A 16638-nucleotide genomic window follows, 5' to 3' on the forward strand; every position below is an offset into this window, starting at 1 on the left:
GGCTCAACCGGGATTTCCGGCACCCAGATAGTTACCCATAGCGCCCGGTCCTTCGTCAACCGCAGCAGCCACCGCCTCCAAGCTCAAGCAGGAAATAGCCGCAGCCGCTGCTCCACACCGCGGCCAAATACGGCGGTGCGTAGCCGATAGCGATCAGCTAATTCCGCCTGCATTAGCCGCACCCTCTCGCTGCGGGGCAGCAGCTCTACGGGCTGGCCGTGGGGCAACACCACCTGTTCAACCGCCAGCCGGCACTCCTCCAGCCCGGCGAGGGCGTCATCGGCCTTGGCGCTGGAGGCCGCCACTGCGGCTGGATCACGTAGCGCGTGGTCTTGGCGGTGGCGCTGCAGCAGCCGCTCCAGGGCACGCTGCAGCTGGGGCGGGGCAGCCGACTTCAAGACCAAAATCGGCAAGCCCAAGTCCTGGGCCTGCCGGCGCACCTGGGGATCACGGCCGAGCTGTTGCCGCAGGCTGAGCACCGCGTCGGCCAGCTCGACGCTGCCCACCACCTCCACGGGCAACTGGCGGGCCCTCACCAACTGCTCCAGGGGGCCCCGGCTAAGGCCGGCCCCATACACCCGCAACATCGGCGCGGGGCTTTCAGCCGCTGAGCGATCCGACTCCACGGTGTCCTCCTCCAACACGGGCAAGGGGGCGGCTGCCAGCCTTGGGCGCACCTGTGACCGCGGCGGCACAGCCTCGCGAGAGGCTGGCACTGGAGCTGGGCTTGGGGCAAGGACAGGAGCTAGCTCCTGTTGCCGCTGCAGCTGCCCATCAGGGCCTAGCTCCCGAATCTCGGGGCGCCCCCCCTGGCCCCGCAACAGCATGTCAACCGTGCGGGCCACATCCCTATGCACGTGCCAACGATGGCGGCTGTGCATCTCCACCGCCATGGCGAAAGTGGGCTCGGCAGCCCTCTCCAACACGGTTTTCTGCGTGCGGCGGCGGCGGGCCTCCTCATCGCCGAGTGTCACCGCCTGAATGCCGCCCACCAGATCAGAAAGGGTGGGATTCTTGATCAGGTTTTCGAGGGCGTTGCCGTGGGCCGTGGCCACGAGCATCACGCCACGCTCGGCAATGGTGCGTGCCGCCTGGGCCTCCAGCTCGGTGCCGATTTCATCAATAACGATGACCTCCGGCATGTGGTTTTCCACCGCCTCGATCATCACCTGGTGCTGTAGCTCAGGCCTGGCTACCTGCATGCGCCGGGCGCCGCCGATGGCGGGATGGGGAATGTCGCCATCCCCGGCGATTTCATTGCTGGTGTCAATCACCACCACCCGCTTGCCCAGGTCGTCGGCCAGCACCCGGGCGATCTCGCGCAGGGCGGTTGTCTTACCCACACCAGGGCGCCCCATCAACAACAGCGACTCGCCGGCATCCAGCAGATCGCGCACCATGGCCACCGTGCCAAACACGGCTCTGCCCACCCGGCAGGTGAGTCCCACGATCGTGCCGCTGCGATTGCGGATCGCACTGATGCGATGCAAGGTGCGCTCAATACCGGCGCGGTTATCGCCGCCGAAGTAGCCGATTCGCTCCACCACTGCAGCCAAGTCGGCGCGCTCCAGGGGCTGATTGCCCAGGGCACGCACCTGGCCCGGGTAGCGAGCCTCGGGCACCCGGCCCAGGTCGAGCACAACCTCCAGCAACTGCTCCCGAGACTCGGCGGTCGCCAGGGCCGCCTGAACTACTGCAGGCAGCAGGGCCAGCAGGCGATCAAGGTCGTCGGTGACCCGCTGGGAGGCCATTGAGGCAGGGCTGGACACCGAATCGCAAGGCACTAAATACGTTCTAGCCAGGGATCAACCAGTTCCCGCGCCAACCCCAGGGCCCGGGGCCAGAGCTCGGCATCAGTTAGCAGGGATCGCCTGCGACCTTGGGCCTCCTTTAGCAGGGGTTGCAAAAGCCGGCGGGCCACGCCACCAAAGGCGACGCCAGCGATGTGATGCTTCAGGGGGTATCCAGCCAGCTGCGGAAGGGTATGGGAGTTAGTGCCTCCCGCCAACTGCACAGGGCCGGGGGGGGTCTGGGGAAGCAAGGCCGCAACCAACTTGAGGGCGGCACGGGCCGTGCCCGCACCCAGATCACCACTCATGGGCCGGCCATCAAGCTGCCAGAGAGGACGAAAGCCCGCGGCGCGCAGCAGGGTGAAGCGCAGCCACAGCTCCGCCCCCAGCGCAGCTGGCGACTGGGCCGTGCCCTCCAGGCCCGCACTAACTGCCAGTCGCCGCAGCTGCACGCCACTAGCACGCAGCTGGCCAACCCGCTCTGCAAAGGCCGCGCCGCGACCGGGGTGGGTGTGGAGTTCCACCGCATCTGGGCGCAACTGGGCAAGCAGGGGGGGCACATCCGCCCCTGCAAGCACCTGACTCCGCTCCTCAATCAGGCCGTGGGGGCAGGCAGGCAGGCAGCGGCCACAGCCGTAGCAGCGCTCCGCCAACACTCCTGGAGAGCCAGTGGCGGCCAGCCCGATGGCCAAGGCCGGACAAACCCGCTCGCAGGGGCGAGGGCAGGCCGGCGGGCAGCAAGCGGGGTCGAACCAAGCCTTGCGGAAATGGGGATCGTCGCCATCGCTGAGGCTCAACATCAACCAGGGGCGGCTGGCTCCACGGGCTTCGGCCCAATCAATCCCGCGGCGGACCGCGGCCACCACAGCCGCATCAACCGCGCCATCTATGCAGTGCACCCCGGCCAGGGAAAAAATGCCGCAGAGATCTTCGATCGCGGCCAGATCTTGGTTGCTAGCCCCACAGATCAACTTGACCCAGCGACCAGAGGCGAGAGCCTCCTCAGGCGTCAAGCAGCTGCTCAAGGGGCTGCCAGCGCAGTTCGCGGGAACCGCCCATCTCGACTACGAGCTTGAGACGAGGTTCACGCCGGCAGAGAGCAATCAGGGATCCCAATTCAGCCTGAGATAGGACCTGCCCCTCCAACAACCAAAGCAGGATCGGCTGCGTGCCCTCGAGCAGAGCCCCCAATTGGGGCATCACCCGCTGAACCTCGCCCACTGCTGCGCCCCTGCCCACGCTCTGGTGACCCAGGTGGGGCGGACGCACACCGTGCAGCTGCAAAAGGAAGGCCTCAGGATCACCAAGTCCCCGCGCCGAGGTGAGCTGGGCGCGATAACCAACAGCCCGCATCCGGCGCATCAAGCGAGTCTCTGCGCCACCCTCAAGTGGTGCAAATAGGGCCAGAGCACCAGCGCGCTCAAGGTCCTGGCGGAAACCGCGACCGGAGAGCAGCAGGGGCATTACGGGTAATTGCTAGCTAAGCACCACTTTGACAGCCCAAGACGGGTTAGGTGGTGGGGTATGTTCATCAACTGTGCCATTGATATGTGCCCGACCGCTAGCCGGGCCTCCAGATCACGGCACACGATCACCAGTGGTGGTGATCGTCCTCGGCCAGCACGGTTCCAGCAGCTTTAAAAGCTCGCAGGTCCCGTCGGGAAACTGCCAGAACGCACTGCTCTCACGTCTGTTGAGTCCAGCCCGGTTCCGATAAGTCCCAGCCGCGCTGATCCGAATCAGATCAGCCTCGCTAGCCCTTGGAAATCGCAACCCGTTGCTTGAGGCCCATGCCTCCGCGACGAAGAGCGGCACCTCGGCCGAGCCAGGCAACATCCTGACCGCTTCAGTTTCACCGTCGTGCATGAGCTCCCTGCTCACTGCGCTCGGTGGTCCAGCTGGCGTTGTTTCCCCTCCTATGTCTATCGGCATTCTTGGGAAGAAATTGGGCATGTCCCAGTTCTTCAACGACGAGGGCAAGTCCATCCCGGTCACCTTGATCGAGGCGGGTCCTTGCCGCATCACCCAACTCAAAAGCACCAGCACCGACGGCTACAACGCCGTCCAGCTTGGTTTTGGCGACATTCGCGAAAAACTCGTGAACAAGCCAGCCAAGGGGCACCTAGCCAAATCTGGTGATGAGGTCCTGCGCCACCTGAAGGAATATCGGGTCGACAGCGTGGATGGCCTTGAGCTGGGTGGCTCCATCTCCGTGACGGCCTTTGAGCCTGGTCAAAAGGTTGATGTGAGCGGCGACACCATGGGCCGTGGCTTTTCCGGCCTCCAAAAGCGCCACGGCTTCAGCCGGGGCCCCATGACCCACGGTTCCAAGAACCACCGAGAGCCTGGCTCGATCGGCGCCGGCACCACTCCGGGCCGCGTCTACCCCGGCAAGCGCATGGCGGGCCGCTACGGCGGCAAACAAATCACCACCCGCGGCCTCGTCATCCTCAAAGTGGATGTGGAGCGCAACCTGCTGGTAGTGAAGGGTTCGGTGCCCGGCAAGCCTGGCGCCCTGCTCAACATCCGCCCGGCGAACCGGGTGGGCGCCAAAGCCGGGAACTGAGGAGAAAACCAATGGCTAATTGTGTAATTCGCGACTGGCAGGGCAAGGAGGCCGGCAAGGCTGAACTTGATCTGAAAGTCGCCAAAGAATCGTCTGCCAAAGACTTGGTGCATCGGGCCGTGGTGCGTCAGCTGGCCAATGCCCGTCAGGGCACAGCCAGCACGCTTACCCGCGCTGAAGTAGCCGGTGGCGGCCGCAAGCCCTACAAGCAAAAGGGCACAGGTCGGGCCCGCCAAGGCTCAATCCGAACCCCGCTCCGCCCCGGCGGTGGTGTGGTGTTTGGTCCCAAGCCCCGCAGCTACACCGTGGCGATGAACCGCAAGGAGCGTCGCCTGGCCCTGCGCACCGCGCTGATGAATCGCATCGACGACATCACCGTGGTCAAGGGCTTTGGCGTTGGGCTCGAAACCCCCAAAACCAAGGAAATCACCGCAGGCTTAGGCCGGCTTGGTATCGAAGCCGGCGCCAAGGTGCTGGTGGTGCTCGACGGAGCCTCCGAGGCCATGCGCCGCTCGGTGCGCAACCTCGAGAAGGTCAAGCTGATCGCTGCGGATCAGCTCAACGTGTTTGATTTGCTCCACGCCAACAAGTTGGTAGTGAGCGAGGAAGCACTCGCGAAGATTCAGGAGGTCTACGGCGATGGCTGAACGTTTTTCGAGCCGGCTTGCGGATGTGATCCGTCGGCCGCTAATCACCGAGAAGGCCACCCGGGCCCTCGAGCAGAACCAGTACACCTTTGAGGTGGACCATCGGGCTGCAAAACCCGACATCAAGGCTGCCGTTGAACAGCTGTTCGACGTCAAAGTCATCGGCATCAGCACCATGAATCCCCCTCGCCGCTCCAGGCGGGTGGGCCGCTTCGCCGGCAAACGTGCCCAAGTGAAGAAAGCAGTGGTGCGCCTCGCCGAAGGCAATGCCATCCAGCTGTTCCCTGAGTCCTGAGGGGTCTGAAAAGTAATGGCTATCCGTAAATACCGACCCATCACCCCCGGCACCCGTACCCGTGTCGCCAGTGACTTCTCCGAAGTAACTGGCCGCGAACGGGAGCGAGGCCTGGTGGTCGCCAAACACCGCCGCAAAGGCCGCAACAACCGGGGCGTGATCACCTGCCGCCACCGCGGCGGTGGTCACAAGCGCCTATACCGCATCGTCGACTTCCGCCGCGACAAGCTCGGAGTCGTCGCCAAAGTGGCGGCCATCCACTACGACCCGCACCGCAACGCCCGCCTAGCTCTTCTCTTCTACGCCGATGGCGAGAAGCGCTACATCCTTGCTCCGGCTGGCATTGAGATCGGACAACAGGTGGTCTCCGGACCCGAGTCGCCGATTGAAACGGGCAATGCCCTGCCTCTATCTGCCATTCCCCTCGGCTCCAGCGTCCACAACGTTGAGCTCTATGCCGGGCGGGGCGGCCAGATGGTCCGCACCGCTGGTGCCAGTGCCCAAGTGGTTGCAAAAGAAGGCGACTACGTAGCCCTCAAGCTGCCTTCCACCGAGGTGCGCCTTGTGCGCCGCGAGTGCTACGCCACCCTCGGTGAAGTTGGCAACTCCGAAGTGCGCAACACCAGCCTGGGTAAGGCTGGTCGCAAGCGCTGGCTTGGTCGCCGGCCTGAGGTGCGCGGGTCGGTGATGAACCCCTGCGACCACCCTCACGGTGGTGGTGAAGGCCGCGCCCCGATCGGCCGCTCCGGTCCGGTCACACCCTGGGGCAAGCCTGCCCTTGGCTACAAAACCCGTAAGCGGAACAAACCCAGCAATCGGTTTGTGCTCCGGAAACGTCGCCGTACCTCCAAACGGAGCCGTGGCGGACGCGATTCCTGATGATTAACACCGCTTTGCTGTTCGCTTAATCCGCCATGGGACGTTCACTCAAAAAAGGACCGTTTGTTGCCGACAGCCTGCTTCGCAAGGTTGAAAAGCAAAACGGCGCAGATGACAAGTCCGTGATCAAAACCTGGTCACGTGCTTCTACCATCCTGCCGATGATGATCGGCCACACCATTGCCGTTCACAACGGCAAATCCCATGTTCCCGTCTACGTGACGGAACAGATGGTGGGCCACAAACTCGGGGAATTTGCCCCCACCCGCACCTTCCGGGGCCACATCAAGGATAAGAAAGGAGGCCGCTGACGCTATGGCAAACACATCTTCCAACCAGGCTCTCGCCCACGGCCGCTTCATCCGCGGTTCCGTATCCAAGGTGCGCAGAGTTCTCGACCAGATCCGTGGCCGCAGCTACCGCGAAGCCCTGATTCTGCTCGAGTTCATGCCTTACCGCTCCACCGGCCCCATCACCAAGGTGTTGCGTTCGGCGGTAGCGAACGCCGAAAACAACCTGGGCCTGGATCCCTCCACTTTGGTGATCGCTTCGGCGATCGCCGACATGGGACCCTGCCTGAAGCGCTTCCGCCCGCGCGCCCAGGGTCGTGCCTACGCGATCAAAAAACAAACCTGCCACATCAGCATTGCTGTGGCTCCTTCCACCTAACCCCCGAGGACACCGAACGATGGGACACAAGATCCATCCAACCGGCCTGCGCCTGGGGATTACCCAGGATCACCGCTCGCGTTGGTACGCCCCCAGCAAGACCTATCCAATCCTGCTTCAGGAGGACGACCGCATTCGCAAGTTCGTCCACAAGAAGTACGGCGCCGCAGGCATCAGCGATGTGCTGATTGCCCGCAAGGCCGATCAACTGGAAGTTGAACTAAAGACCGCCCGTCCAGGCGTGCTTGTTGGCCGTCAGGGCAGCGGCATTGAGGAGCTGCGCACCGGCATTCAGAAAACCCTCGGTGATGCAAACCGTCAGGTGCGCATCAACGTGGTGGAAGTCGAGCGGGTCGATGCCGACTCGTTCTTGCTGGCTGAATACATCGCCCAGCAACTGGAAAAGCGAGTTGCCTTCCGCCGCGTTATCCGCATGGCCGTGCAACGGGCCCAGAGGGCCGGCGTGCTCGGCCTGAAAATCATGGTGGCTGGACGCCTCAACGGAGCCGAAATCGCCCGGACCGAATGGACCCGGGAAGGTCGCGTGCCCCTTCACACCCTGCGTGCCGACATCGACTACGCAACCAAGTTGGCAAGCACCACCTACGGAGTGCTGGGCATCAAGGTGTGGATTTTCAAAGGCGAGGTGCTGCCTGGCCAGAAAGAGCAGCTGCCCGTGGGAGCTGCTCCCCGCCGCCGGACTAGCCGGCAGCCGCAACAGTTTGAAGACCGCTCTAACAAAGAGTGATCCGGAGCCCTGAACCATGCTGAGTCCAAGACGCGTCAAATTCCGCAAACAACAACGAGGCCGCATGCGCGGTGTCGCTACCCGGGGCAACACGATTGCCTTCGGGGAGTTTGCACTGCAGGCCCAGGAATGTGGCTGGATCACCTCCCGCCAGATTGAAGCCAGCCGCCGAGCCATGACCCGCCACGTCAAACGCGGCGGCAAGATCTGGATCCGGATTTTCCCTGATAAACCAGTGACAATGCGCGCCGCCGAAACCCGTATGGGTTCTGGTAAGGGCAACCCGGAGTTCTGGGTGGCCGTGATCAAACCGGGGCGCATTTTGTTTGAGATGGGTGGTGCCGAAATCACCCCCGAGATCGCCAAAGAAGCAATGCGCTTGGCGCAGTTCAAGCTTCCCCTCAAGACCAAATTCCTGAGCCTGGCGGATCAGGAAACTGCAGCCCCAGTGGAGGCCTGACCGATGGCAAGACCAAACATCGCCGATGTGCGCAAGCTCACCGGTGAACAGATCAACGAACAGGTCAACGCCACCCGGCGTGAACTGTTTGAGTTGCGCTTCCAGCAAGCCACCCGCCGGCTGGAAAATACTCACCGCTTCAAGGAGGCTCGCATCAAGCTGGCTCACCTGATGACGGTGCAAAAGGAGCAGCAACGCTCCGCCGCCACGGCTGCTTCAGCCTCCTGATACCCCCTCGATCCCCATGGCACTCAAGGAAAGGGTCGGCACCGTCGTCAGCGACAAGATGGACAAAACGGTGGTGGTGGCGGTGGAAAACCGCTTCCCCCATCCCATCTATCAAAAGACGGTCAGCCGCACCACCCGATACAAAGCCCACGATGAAGCCAACAGCTGCAAAGTGGGCGACCGGGTTCGCATCACCGAGACCCGCCCGCTCAGCCGCACCAAGCGCTGGACCGTGGCCGAAGTTCTCACCAACAGCACCGCCGGTTGAGGAGAACTCCAAATGATCCAACAAGAAACCTATCTAAACGTCGCTGACAACAGCGGCGCCAAGCGCATCCAATGCATCCGGGTGCTCGGCACCAACCGTCGCTACGCCCACGTGGGCGACGTGATCGTGGCAGCCGTCAAGGACGCCATGCCCAACATGGGTGTCAAGAAATCTGATGTGGTCAAGGCCGTAGTGGTGCGCACCAAAGCCACCCTGCGCCGTGACACCGGCAACTCAATCCGGTTTGACGACAACGCAGCCGTGATCTTGGGTAACGACAACAACCCCAAGGGGACCCGAGTCTTCGGGCCAGTTGCCCGTGAACTGCGCGAGCGCAACTTCACCAAGATCGTGTCCCTCGCTCCGGAGGTCATCTGAAATGGCGACCGCAACTCCCAAGGCAAAACCCGCTGAGCGCATCAAGATGCGCCTCAAAAAGGGTGACACCGTCCAGCTGATCTCCGGCAAGGACAAGGGCAAAACCGGAGAGGTGCTACGCACTCTTCCCTATGAAAATCGTGTCGTAGTGCAGGGAATCAACCTGCGCACCCGCCACGTCAAGCCAACCCAGGAAGGCGAAAGTGGCCGCATCGTCACCGAGGAAGCCTCTGTGCATGCCTCGAATGTGATGCTCTACTCCAGCTCAAAACAGGTGGCAAGCCGCGTCGAAATCGTGGTGGAGAAAGACGGCACTAAAAAGCGTCGCCTCAAGAAGACAGGAGAAATCCTCGATTGAGCTCCAGCAGCGTGCCTCGCGATCGCTCGCATAGGCCCCGCCAACTTCAACTCCAGTCCCTGTCAGCCTTCTGACCCAGACCAGAAGCGCACCCCCCTCTCCCCGTCATGTCACTGAAACAGCGCTACCGGGAGTCGATTCAGCCCAAACTCCTCAAGGACCTGAATCTCTCCAATATTCACGAAGTTCCCAAGGTGGTCAAAGTCACCATCAACCGGGGCCTCGGTGAAGCCGCCCAGAATGCCAAAGCCCTCGAGGCCTCCATCACCGAACTGGCCACAATCACTGGTCAAAAGGTGGTAGTGACTCGGGCCAAAAAGGCCATCGCCGGTTTCAAAATTCGCCAGGGGATGCCAATCGGTGTTGTCGTCACCCTGCGTGGTGAACGGATGTACGCCTTCCTGGAGCGCCTGATCAATCTTGCTCTGCCTCGCATCCGCGACTTCCGCGGCGTGAGCCCCAAGAGCTTTGACGGCCGGGGGAATTACACCCTGGGGATTCGCGAACAAATCATTTTCCCTGAGATCTCCTTCGACAAAATCGATGCGATCCGGGGGATGGACGTCACGATTGTGACCAACGCCCGTAACGACGAAGAGGGCAGGGCCCTCCTCCGCGAGATGGGAATGCCGTTCCGCAGCAACTGAGCCCTCTTCGGACCCGACTATGGCCAATCACGACCCAATTTCAGACATGCTCACCCGCATTCGCAATGCGAGTGAGAAGCGTCACGAGACCACCAAGATTCCTGCTTCCCGACTGGTGCGCAATGTCGCCAACGTGCTGCAGCAGGAAGGCTTCATCGCCGCAATCACCGAAGAAGGTGAGGGCGTCCTGAAGCACTTGGTGCTTGAGCTCAAATACAGCGGCAAGCATCGCCAGCCAACGATTCGCTCCGTCCAGCGGGTCAGCAAGCCGGGCCTGCGCATTTACAAGAACAACCGCCAGCTGCCCAAAGTTTTGGGCGGCCTGGGAGTGGCCATCATCTCCACGTCGAAAGGGGTGATGAGCGACCGCGATGCCCGTAAGCAGGGCGTCGGTGGCGAAGTGCTTTGCTACGTCTACTGAATCTGGGAGATTGATCCATGTCTCGTATTGGTAAAGCGCCGATTCCCCTCCCCGACAAGGTGAGTGTCAGCCTCAATGGCTTGGCGGTCACCGTGAAGGGTCCTAAGGGCGAACTCAGCCGCACCCTCCCCGAAGGAGTGCAGATCTCCCAGGACGGCAACACCCTGGTGGTTAGCCCCAGCAGCGAAAACCGTCGCTCCCGCGAGCGCCACGGTCTCTGCCGCACGCTTGTCGCCAACATGGTGGAAGGCGTCAGCCAGGGCTACACCCGCAAGCTGGAAATCATTGGCGTGGGCTACCGCGCCGCCGTCCAAGGCACAAAGCTTGTGGTCTCAGCTGGCTACAGCCACCAGGTGGAGATGGTGCCCCCAGAGGGCGTCACCTTCGCCGTAGAGGGAAACACCACCGTGTTTGTCTCCGGTGCCAACAAGGAATTGGTGGGCAACGAAGCTGCCAAGGTGCGTGCCATTCGTCCGCCTGAGCCTTACAAGGGCAAGGGCATCAAGTACGAGGGTGAGCGCATCCTGCGCAAGGCCGGTAAGACCGGTAAGAAATGAGGTCTGCCTGAGCGTCGTTACCCTGTATCCCAATGTCATCCATCTCCCGCAAACAGCAGACCCAGAAGCGTCACCGCCGCCTGCGTCGTCAGCTCACTGGCACGTCCTCCCGTCCCCGGTTGGCCGTGTTCCGCTCCAACAACCACATCTACGCCCAGGTCATCGACGACGACGCCCAGAACACCCTCTGTGCGGCTTCGACCCTCGACAAGGACCTGCGCACCAACCTCGACGCCAGCTCTACCTGTGATGCTTCTGTGGCTGTAGGCGAGCTGGTAGCCAAACGGGCGCTCGCCCAGGGCATCCAGCAGGTGGTCTTCGATCGAGGCGGCAACCTGTACCACGGCCGGGTCAAGGCCCTGGCTGACGCCGCCCGGGAAGCGGGCCTTCAGTTCTGATCCCTGCTCTCACCATGACCGAAACCAACGATCAAGTTCAGTCCAACGACATCCCGGCCGCTTCGGATGTACCTGCTGCTGCCGAAGGCCAGCAAGATCGCCGCGGTGGTCGGGCTGAAGGCCGAGGCGGCGATAGCCGTCGCGGTGGCGGCCGCGGGCGCGACAACCGTCGCGGCCAGGAGCGCGACTCCGAATGGCAGGAGCGGGTGGTACAAATCCGCCGCGTCTCCAAGACCGTTAAGGGCGGCAAGAAGATGAGCTTCCGAGCCATCGTTGTCGTTGGCAACGAGAAGGGCCAAGTAGGTGTGGGCGTCGGCAAGGCCGGCGATGTCATCGGCGCAGTCCGCAAGGGCGTAGCCGATGGCAAGAAGCACCTGGTCAAGGTGCCCCTCACCCGTCACAGCTCCATCCCTACCCTCAGCAACGGCCGCGACGGTGCCGCCAGCGTGCTGATCCGGCCGGCAGCGCCCGGAACCGGGGTGATTGCGGGCGGCTCGATCCGCACGGTGCTCGAACTGGCCGGCATCAAAAATGTGCTGGCCAAGCGCCTTGGGTCCAAGACCCCCCTCAACAACGCCCGCGCTGCGATGGAGGCTTTGGCCGGCCTTCGCACCCACAAGGAGACCGCCAAGGAGCGGGGCATCTCCCTAGAGCAGATCTACTCCTAAGGCCTCGCCATGACGTTCAATCTCCAGTCCCTCAAACCCAACCCTGGCGCCCGGCGCCGCAAGCTCCGCAAGGGTCGCGGCATTGCTGCAGGCCAGGGTGCCAGCTGCGGTTTCGGCATGCGCGGCCAGAAGTCCCGCTCGGGTCGCCCGACCCGTCCTGGCTTCGAGGGTGGCCAAATGCCTCTCTACCGCCGCATCCCCAAGCTCAAGCACTTTGAGCTGGTCAACCAGAAGGAGTTCACGATCATCAACGTGGCCAAGCTCGCCGACTGCAAAGCCGGCAGCACTATCAGCCTCGATTCCCTGGTGAAGGAAGGTCTCGTGACCAGCCCCAAGCATCCCCTCAAGGTGCTTGGCAACGGTGAACTCTCCGTCAAGCTGACCGTGCAGGCCGCCGCGTTTACTGCCAGCGCCCGCACCAAGATCGAAGCTGCCGGTGGCAGCTGCGAAGTCATCTGATCGCCTTGCGGGCCTCCGCCCTAAGGTCTGAGCCGTCTAGTCGAGCCCCGGGCATGCCACGGGTCTTGATTGGCGGTTTTTTCATGTCCATCACACGCCGCCATGCTTGTTAGCCGGGGTCGCAACCCAAGTGCCGGGGAAATCCTCAGCCAACTGATCCAGTCGAAGGGACTGCGCGACCGGGTGCTAACCACCCTCGGCCTGCTGCTGCTGGTCCGGCTGGGCATCTACATCCCGATGCCAGGCATCGACCGGGTGGCCTTTCAGCAGTTCCTCTCCCAGGGCGGTCAGCTGATCGGGTTCCTGGACATCTTCACCGGGGGCGGCCTGTCCACCCTCGGCGTTTTTGCTCTGGGCATCCTGCCGTTCATCAACGCCTCGATCATCATTCAGCTGCTAACCGCAGCCCTGCCCCAACTGGAAGACCTCCAGAAGAATGAGGGCGAGGCAGGCCGGCGCAAGATCGCCCAGATCACCCGCTACGTGGCTCTGGGCTGGGGCATTCTGCAGAGCCTGGTCTTTGCCCTGATCCTGCGGCAATACGCCACAGAGGGCCTTTCGGAGCCGGTGTTTGTAATCCAGACGGCCCTTGCCCTGGTAACCGGCTCCATGGTGGTGATGTGGATCAGCGAGGTGATCACCGAGCGGGGCATCGGTCAAGGCGCGTCCTTGGTGATCTTCGTCAACATCGTGGCCACCCTGCCCAAGGCCCTGGGATCAACGATCGAGCTTGCCCAGAGTGGGGACCGCAGCACAGTTGGCGGCATCGTCGTGCTGGTGTTGGTTTTCTTGCTGACGATCGTGGGGATCATCTTTGTGCAGGAGGGCAACCGCCGTATCCCAATTGTGAGCGCCAAGCGCCAAGTGGGAGGCGCTGGGGTGCTTGCGGCACGGCAGAGCTACCTGCCACTGAAGCTCAACGCCGGCGGCGTGATGCCGATCATTTTTGCCTCGGCCGTGGTGTTTCTGCCGCTCACCATTGCCAACCTCACCCGCAACCCTTTGCTGATCAAGTTGGCGGGCTACCTAAATCCCAACAGCAGCACCCCCTGGCTCTACGCCCTGGTGTTCTTCGGCTTGATCTGCGGCTTCGGCTTCTTCTACGCCTCTCTCACCGTCAACCCGGTGGACATCGCCACCAATCTCAAGCGCAGCGGCGTGGCCATCCCCGGCGTGCGCCCCGGCTCAGCTACTGCCAGCTACCTCAGCGGCGTGCAAAACCGACTCACCCTGCTGGGTGGTGTGTTCCTCGGCGCCGTGGCAATCATCCCCTCGGCCGTGGAAGGGGCCACCCAGGTGCGCACCTTCCAGGGGCTGGGGGCCACTTCCCTGCTGATTCTGGTGGGCGTTGCGATCGACACGGCCAAACAGGTGCAGACCTACGTGATATCCCAGCGCTACGAGGGCATGGTGCGCCAGTGACCACCAGCCCCTCCCCAGCCAGCCTCGCGGTAGCCCCTTCCTCCAACTCGCAAGTTCAGCCATGAAGCAACGTCTCCTCTTCCTTGGCCCTCCCGGCGCCGGCAAGGGCACCCAAGCCCAGCAACTGGCCGCCGATCGCCAGCTGCTGCACCTCTCTACGGGGGACCTGCTGAGGGCGGAGGTTGCTTCTGGCAGCGATCTTGGCAAGGAAGCCGAGGCCGTGATGGCCCGTGGTGAGCTGGTGAGCGATGAGCTGGTGCTGGCGATCGTGCGTGGCCGGCTGGAAGCACTGGCCGCCAGCAGCGGCGGCGGCTGGTTACTGGATGGCTTCCCCCGCAACCTTGCCCAGGCCGAGGCTCTGGGGCTGTTGCTCGATGAACTGCAGCAACCGATCGAACTGGTGGTGCTGATGGAGCTCGACGACGCCGTTCTGATCCAAAGGCTCCTGAGCCGGGGCCGCTCTGACGACAACGAAAGCGTGATTCGCCACCGGCTAGAGGTCTACCGGGAACAGACCGAACCGCTGATTCGCCATTACCAAGAGCTGGGGTTGATCCAGGCCATTGAGGCCAATGGCAGCGTCGATGCAATCGCTGAACGGATCGCCGCCCTACTTAGCTGAATGGCGATCCGGTGTTGACCCGTGTGATAGGTTGTCGGTTTGCAAATTAGGAGAGCACAACTCCCATGAAGGTGCGTGCCTCGGTCAAGAGAATGTGCGACAAATGTCGGGTGATTCGTCGCCACGGCCGGGTAATGGTGATTTGCACCAACCCCAAGCACAAACAGCGCCAAGGCTGACCAGCCTTGGCCCGCCCCCTTGGGGGCCAGCTGTGCATCGTTTCCCCGCTCCGCTCAGGCGGAGCCCCTTGCCCCCTCATCGAATTCCTACGTGGCTCGGATTGCCGGCGTTGATATCCCACGCGAAAAGCGCGTCGAGATTGCCCTCACCTACGTGTATGGCATCGGTCTTACCCGTGCCCAGAAGATTCTGGCCAAATCCGGTGTCAGCCCAGACATCCGGGTAAAAGACCTCAGCGACGCCGACGTCCAGAAGTTGCGCGGTGCGGCCGAAACCTTCACCCTCGAAGGTGACCTTCGCCGTCAAGAGGGCATGGCCCTCAAGCGCCTCCAAGACATCGGCTGCGTTCGCGGTCGCCGCCATCGCATGGGTCTGCCCGTGCGTGGCCAGCGCACACGCACCAATGCGCGCACCCGTCGTGGTGCTCGCAAAACCGTGGCCGGCAAGAAGAAGTAAGGCCCCGCCTTCCTTCACCTGCTCCCACCCTGCCGCCAACTGCGCAAGCGACCGGCGTCACCAGGGTGCCCACCGACGTTCCCCTGATCACCTCCTGCACCAGCAGGCCTTTCCGCCATGGCAAAGCCAGCCAAAAAATCCGGCGCCAAGAAAACGAAGCGCAATGTCCCCAACGGCGTTGCTCACATTCAGAGCACCTTCAACAACACGATCGTGTCGATCACTGACACGGCCGGAGAGGTGATCTCTTGGAGTTCGGCCGGCGCCAGCGGCTTCAAAGGAGCCCGTAAAGGCACACCCTTTGCCGCCCAAACCGCAGCTGAAGCAGCCGCCCGACGCGCCCTCGAGCAGGGCATGCGCCAGATCGAAGTCCTGGTAAGGGGTCCTGGTTCAGGCCGCGAAACCGCAATCCGAGCCCTGCAGGTGGCCGGCCTTGAAATCACCCTGATCCGCGACGTGACTCCCCTGCCCCACAACGGTTGCCGTCGCTCCAAGCGCCGTCGCGTCTGAGTCGTCGTTTCGTTCCTGCCCCCTGGGCTTTTTCCAACCTTTCGACCCTTCAGAACGTGTTGCATTACCAAATCGATCGCATTGAGCATCAAGTCGCCGAAGACCGATCCCAGACCGGCACCTTCCTGATCGGCCCGCTCGATCGCGGCCAGGCCACCACGCTTGGCAATGCCCTGCGCCGCGTCCTGATCGGCAGCCTGGAAGGCAGTGCCATTACCGCAGTACGCATTTCCGGAGTCAACCACGAGTACGCCACCGTGCCCGGGGTTCGTGAAGACGTCCTCGACATTCTGCTCAACTGCAAGCAGATCTCCGTTAGCAGTCGCAACCGCGAGCTTGAGATCGGCCGCCTAGTGGTGAACGGCCCCGCGACGGTTACCGCCGCGGATCTGCAGTTCTCATCCCAGGTGCAGGTAATTGATTCAGATCGCCTGATCGCGACCGTGGCTGAAGGCCACAGCCTCGAAATGGAGGTACATGTGGAGCGTGGTGTGGGCTACCGGCCCGTCAATCGCCACAGCGAAGACACCAGCGCCATCGACCTGCTGCAGATCGATGCCGTGTTCAAGCCCGTGCGCCGGGTCAATTACACGGTGGATGAAACCGCCGTTGGCGAAGGTGGATCCGCTCGCGAAAGACTGCGCCTGGAGATCGAAACCAATGGCAGCGTCACACCAGACGACGCCATGGCCCAATCAGCCAACCAGCTGATCGGTCTGTTCCAGCCCCTGGCCAGCTTGACCCTGGTGGAAGAGCCCGGCCTTGAACCCGAGCCCTCCGCCGAGGCCCAAATTCCCCTCGAAGAACTCAACCTCTCCGTGCGGGCCTACAACTGCCTGAAGCGTGCCCAGGTCAACTCCGTGTCCGACCTGATGGGCTTCAGCTATGAAGATCTGCTGGAGATCAAAAACTTCGGCTCCAAATCAGCCGACGAGGTGATCGAAGCGCTGGAGCGCATCGGCATCACCCTGCCCCAGAGCCGCACTAGCGCCTGATCGGCGGCCCCTTTACC

The 16638-nt window shown here is 62.7% G+C and carries 27 protein-coding genes; 24 read left to right on the forward strand and 3 right to left on the reverse strand.

Going from position 1 to position 16638, the window contains the following annotated elements; all coding sequences use genetic code 11:
* Positions 1-83: 83 nt before the first annotated feature.
* The 3 genes from AC01FP_RS02165 to AC01FP_RS02175 are packed head-to-tail and all read right to left on the reverse strand — an operon-like array spanning position 84 to position 3254.
* Entirely contained in the window at positions 84-1751 is a 1668-nt protein-coding gene (locus AC01FP_RS02165; protein ID WP_474477621.1) for an AAA family ATPase, read from the reverse strand.
* Positions 1752-1783: 32 nt separating this feature from the next.
* The gene (locus AC01FP_RS02170; RefSeq protein WP_474477623.1) at positions 1784-2815 is read right to left on the reverse strand and encodes a Light dependent period protein LdpA domain-containing protein; all 1032 of its coding nucleotides are present in this window, start codon (positions 2813-2815) and stop codon (positions 1784-1786) included.
* Positions 2793-3254, reverse strand: a complete 462-nt coding sequence (locus tag AC01FP_RS02175; protein ID WP_474477627.1) for an NAD(P)H-quinone oxidoreductase subunit N — start codon at positions 3252-3254, stop codon at positions 2793-2795. Before AC01FP_RS02175 ends, AC01FP_RS02170 begins: the two co-directional genes overlap by 23 nt.
* Before the next feature lie 454 nt (positions 3255-3708).
* On the opposite strand from AC01FP_RS02175, the gene rplC reads away from it, so the two are divergent.
* From rplC to AC01FP_RS02295, 24 genes are all read left to right on the forward strand, one after another.
* Positions 3709-4356: a 50S ribosomal protein L3 gene (rplC, locus tag AC01FP_RS02180; protein WP_106632380.1), complete on the forward strand. Its 648-nt coding sequence runs from the start codon at positions 3709-3711 to the stop codon at positions 4354-4356.
* Between the two features lie 11 nt (positions 4357-4367).
* Positions 4368-5003, forward strand: coding sequence for a 50S ribosomal protein L4 (rplD, locus tag AC01FP_RS02185; protein WP_474477629.1), 636 nt, complete (start codon positions 4368-4370; stop codon positions 5001-5003).
* Entirely contained in the window at positions 4996-5298 is a 303-nt protein-coding gene (locus AC01FP_RS02190) for a 50S ribosomal protein L23 (RefSeq protein WP_094560045.1), read from the forward strand. The genes rplD and AC01FP_RS02190 overlap by 8 nt, the downstream gene beginning before the upstream one ends.
* A 15-nt stretch (positions 5299-5313) precedes the next feature.
* Entirely contained in the window at positions 5314-6177 is an 864-nt protein-coding gene (rplB, locus tag AC01FP_RS02195) for a 50S ribosomal protein L2 (protein ID WP_474477632.1), read from the forward strand.
* 35 nt (positions 6178-6212) lie between these two features.
* A complete protein-coding gene (gene rpsS, locus AC01FP_RS02200) occupies positions 6213-6488 on the forward strand; it encodes a 30S ribosomal protein S19 (RefSeq protein WP_106632383.1) in 276 nt (91 codons plus the stop codon).
* Positions 6489-6492: 4 nt separating this feature from the next.
* Positions 6493-6846, forward strand: a complete 354-nt coding sequence (rplV, locus tag AC01FP_RS02205; protein WP_474477634.1) for a 50S ribosomal protein L22 — start codon at positions 6493-6495, stop codon at positions 6844-6846.
* Positions 6847-6865: 19 nt separating this feature from the next.
* Positions 6866-7594, forward strand: a complete 729-nt coding sequence (gene rpsC / locus AC01FP_RS02210; RefSeq protein WP_106632385.1) for a 30S ribosomal protein S3 — start codon at positions 6866-6868, stop codon at positions 7592-7594.
* A 16-nt stretch (positions 7595-7610) separates the two neighbouring features.
* The gene (rplP, locus tag AC01FP_RS02215) at positions 7611-8054 is read left to right on the forward strand and encodes a 50S ribosomal protein L16 (protein ID WP_322764219.1); all 444 of its coding nucleotides are present in this window, start codon (positions 7611-7613) and stop codon (positions 8052-8054) included.
* Between the two features lie 3 nt (positions 8055-8057).
* Positions 8058-8282 carry a 50S ribosomal protein L29 gene (gene rpmC, locus AC01FP_RS02220; RefSeq protein ID WP_474477638.1) on the forward strand — a complete coding sequence of 75 codons (225 nt, stop codon included), beginning with the start codon at positions 8058-8060 and terminating at the stop codon, positions 8280-8282.
* A gap of 16 nt (positions 8283-8298) precedes the next feature.
* On the forward strand, positions 8299-8550 hold the full coding sequence (gene rpsQ, locus AC01FP_RS02225) for a 30S ribosomal protein S17 (RefSeq protein WP_094560052.1): 252 nt from the start codon (positions 8299-8301) through the stop codon (positions 8548-8550).
* Between the two features lie 12 nt (positions 8551-8562).
* Positions 8563-8928 carry a 50S ribosomal protein L14 gene (gene rplN / locus AC01FP_RS02230; protein WP_106632388.1) on the forward strand — a complete coding sequence of 122 codons (366 nt, stop codon included), beginning with the start codon at positions 8563-8565 and terminating at the stop codon, positions 8926-8928.
* Between the two features lies 1 nt (position 8929).
* Complete coding sequence (rplX, locus tag AC01FP_RS02235; protein ID WP_254941847.1) at positions 8930-9286, forward strand: 50S ribosomal protein L24; 357 nt, start codon at positions 8930-8932, stop codon at positions 9284-9286.
* Positions 9287-9393: 107 nt separating this feature from the next.
* Positions 9394-9933, forward strand: a complete 540-nt coding sequence (gene rplE, locus AC01FP_RS02240) for a 50S ribosomal protein L5 (RefSeq protein ID WP_474477642.1) — start codon at positions 9394-9396, stop codon at positions 9931-9933.
* 19 nt (positions 9934-9952) lie between these two features.
* Positions 9953-10354 (forward strand): 30S ribosomal protein S8, encoded by a 402-nt coding sequence (gene rpsH, locus AC01FP_RS02245; protein WP_474477645.1) that lies wholly within the window; start codon positions 9953-9955, stop codon positions 10352-10354.
* A gap of 17 nt (positions 10355-10371) precedes the next feature.
* On the forward strand, positions 10372-10911 hold the full coding sequence (gene rplF / locus AC01FP_RS02250; protein ID WP_254960503.1) for a 50S ribosomal protein L6: 540 nt from the start codon (positions 10372-10374) through the stop codon (positions 10909-10911).
* A gap of 32 nt (positions 10912-10943) precedes the next feature.
* Positions 10944-11309: a 50S ribosomal protein L18 gene (gene rplR, locus AC01FP_RS02255; RefSeq protein WP_254937631.1), complete on the forward strand. Its 366-nt coding sequence runs from the start codon at positions 10944-10946 to the stop codon at positions 11307-11309.
* 14 nt (positions 11310-11323) lie between these two features.
* Positions 11324-11977, forward strand: a complete 654-nt coding sequence (rpsE, locus tag AC01FP_RS02260) for a 30S ribosomal protein S5 (RefSeq protein WP_254937632.1) — start codon at positions 11324-11326, stop codon at positions 11975-11977.
* 9 nt (positions 11978-11986) lie between these two features.
* A complete protein-coding gene (gene rplO, locus AC01FP_RS02265) occupies positions 11987-12436 on the forward strand; it encodes a 50S ribosomal protein L15 (RefSeq protein WP_322764222.1) in 450 nt (149 codons plus the stop codon).
* Positions 12437-12538: 102 nt separating this feature from the next.
* Positions 12539-13858 (forward strand): preprotein translocase subunit SecY, encoded by a 1320-nt coding sequence (gene secY, locus AC01FP_RS02270; RefSeq protein WP_474477650.1) that lies wholly within the window; start codon positions 12539-12541, stop codon positions 13856-13858.
* A 61-nt stretch (positions 13859-13919) separates the two neighbouring features.
* On the forward strand, positions 13920-14480 hold the full coding sequence (locus AC01FP_RS02275; protein ID WP_474477653.1) for an adenylate kinase: 561 nt from the start codon (positions 13920-13922) through the stop codon (positions 14478-14480).
* A 65-nt stretch (positions 14481-14545) separates the two neighbouring features.
* On the forward strand, positions 14546-14659 hold the full coding sequence (gene rpmJ / locus AC01FP_RS02280; RefSeq protein ID WP_048018126.1) for a 50S ribosomal protein L36: 114 nt from the start codon (positions 14546-14548) through the stop codon (positions 14657-14659).
* 91 nt (positions 14660-14750) lie between these two features.
* Complete coding sequence (gene rpsM / locus AC01FP_RS02285) at positions 14751-15116, forward strand: 30S ribosomal protein S13 (RefSeq protein WP_106632398.1); 366 nt, start codon at positions 14751-14753, stop codon at positions 15114-15116.
* A 117-nt stretch (positions 15117-15233) separates the two neighbouring features.
* Positions 15234-15626, forward strand: coding sequence for a 30S ribosomal protein S11 (rpsK, locus tag AC01FP_RS02290; RefSeq protein ID WP_010311626.1), 393 nt, complete (start codon positions 15234-15236; stop codon positions 15624-15626).
* 56 nt (positions 15627-15682) lie between these two features.
* Entirely contained in the window at positions 15683-16621 is a 939-nt protein-coding gene (locus AC01FP_RS02295) for a DNA-directed RNA polymerase subunit alpha (protein ID WP_474477657.1), read from the forward strand.
* The last annotated feature ends 17 nt before the right edge of the window (positions 16622-16638 follow it).

This window comes from Cyanobium sp. NIVA-CYA 375 (assembly GCF_056108345.1).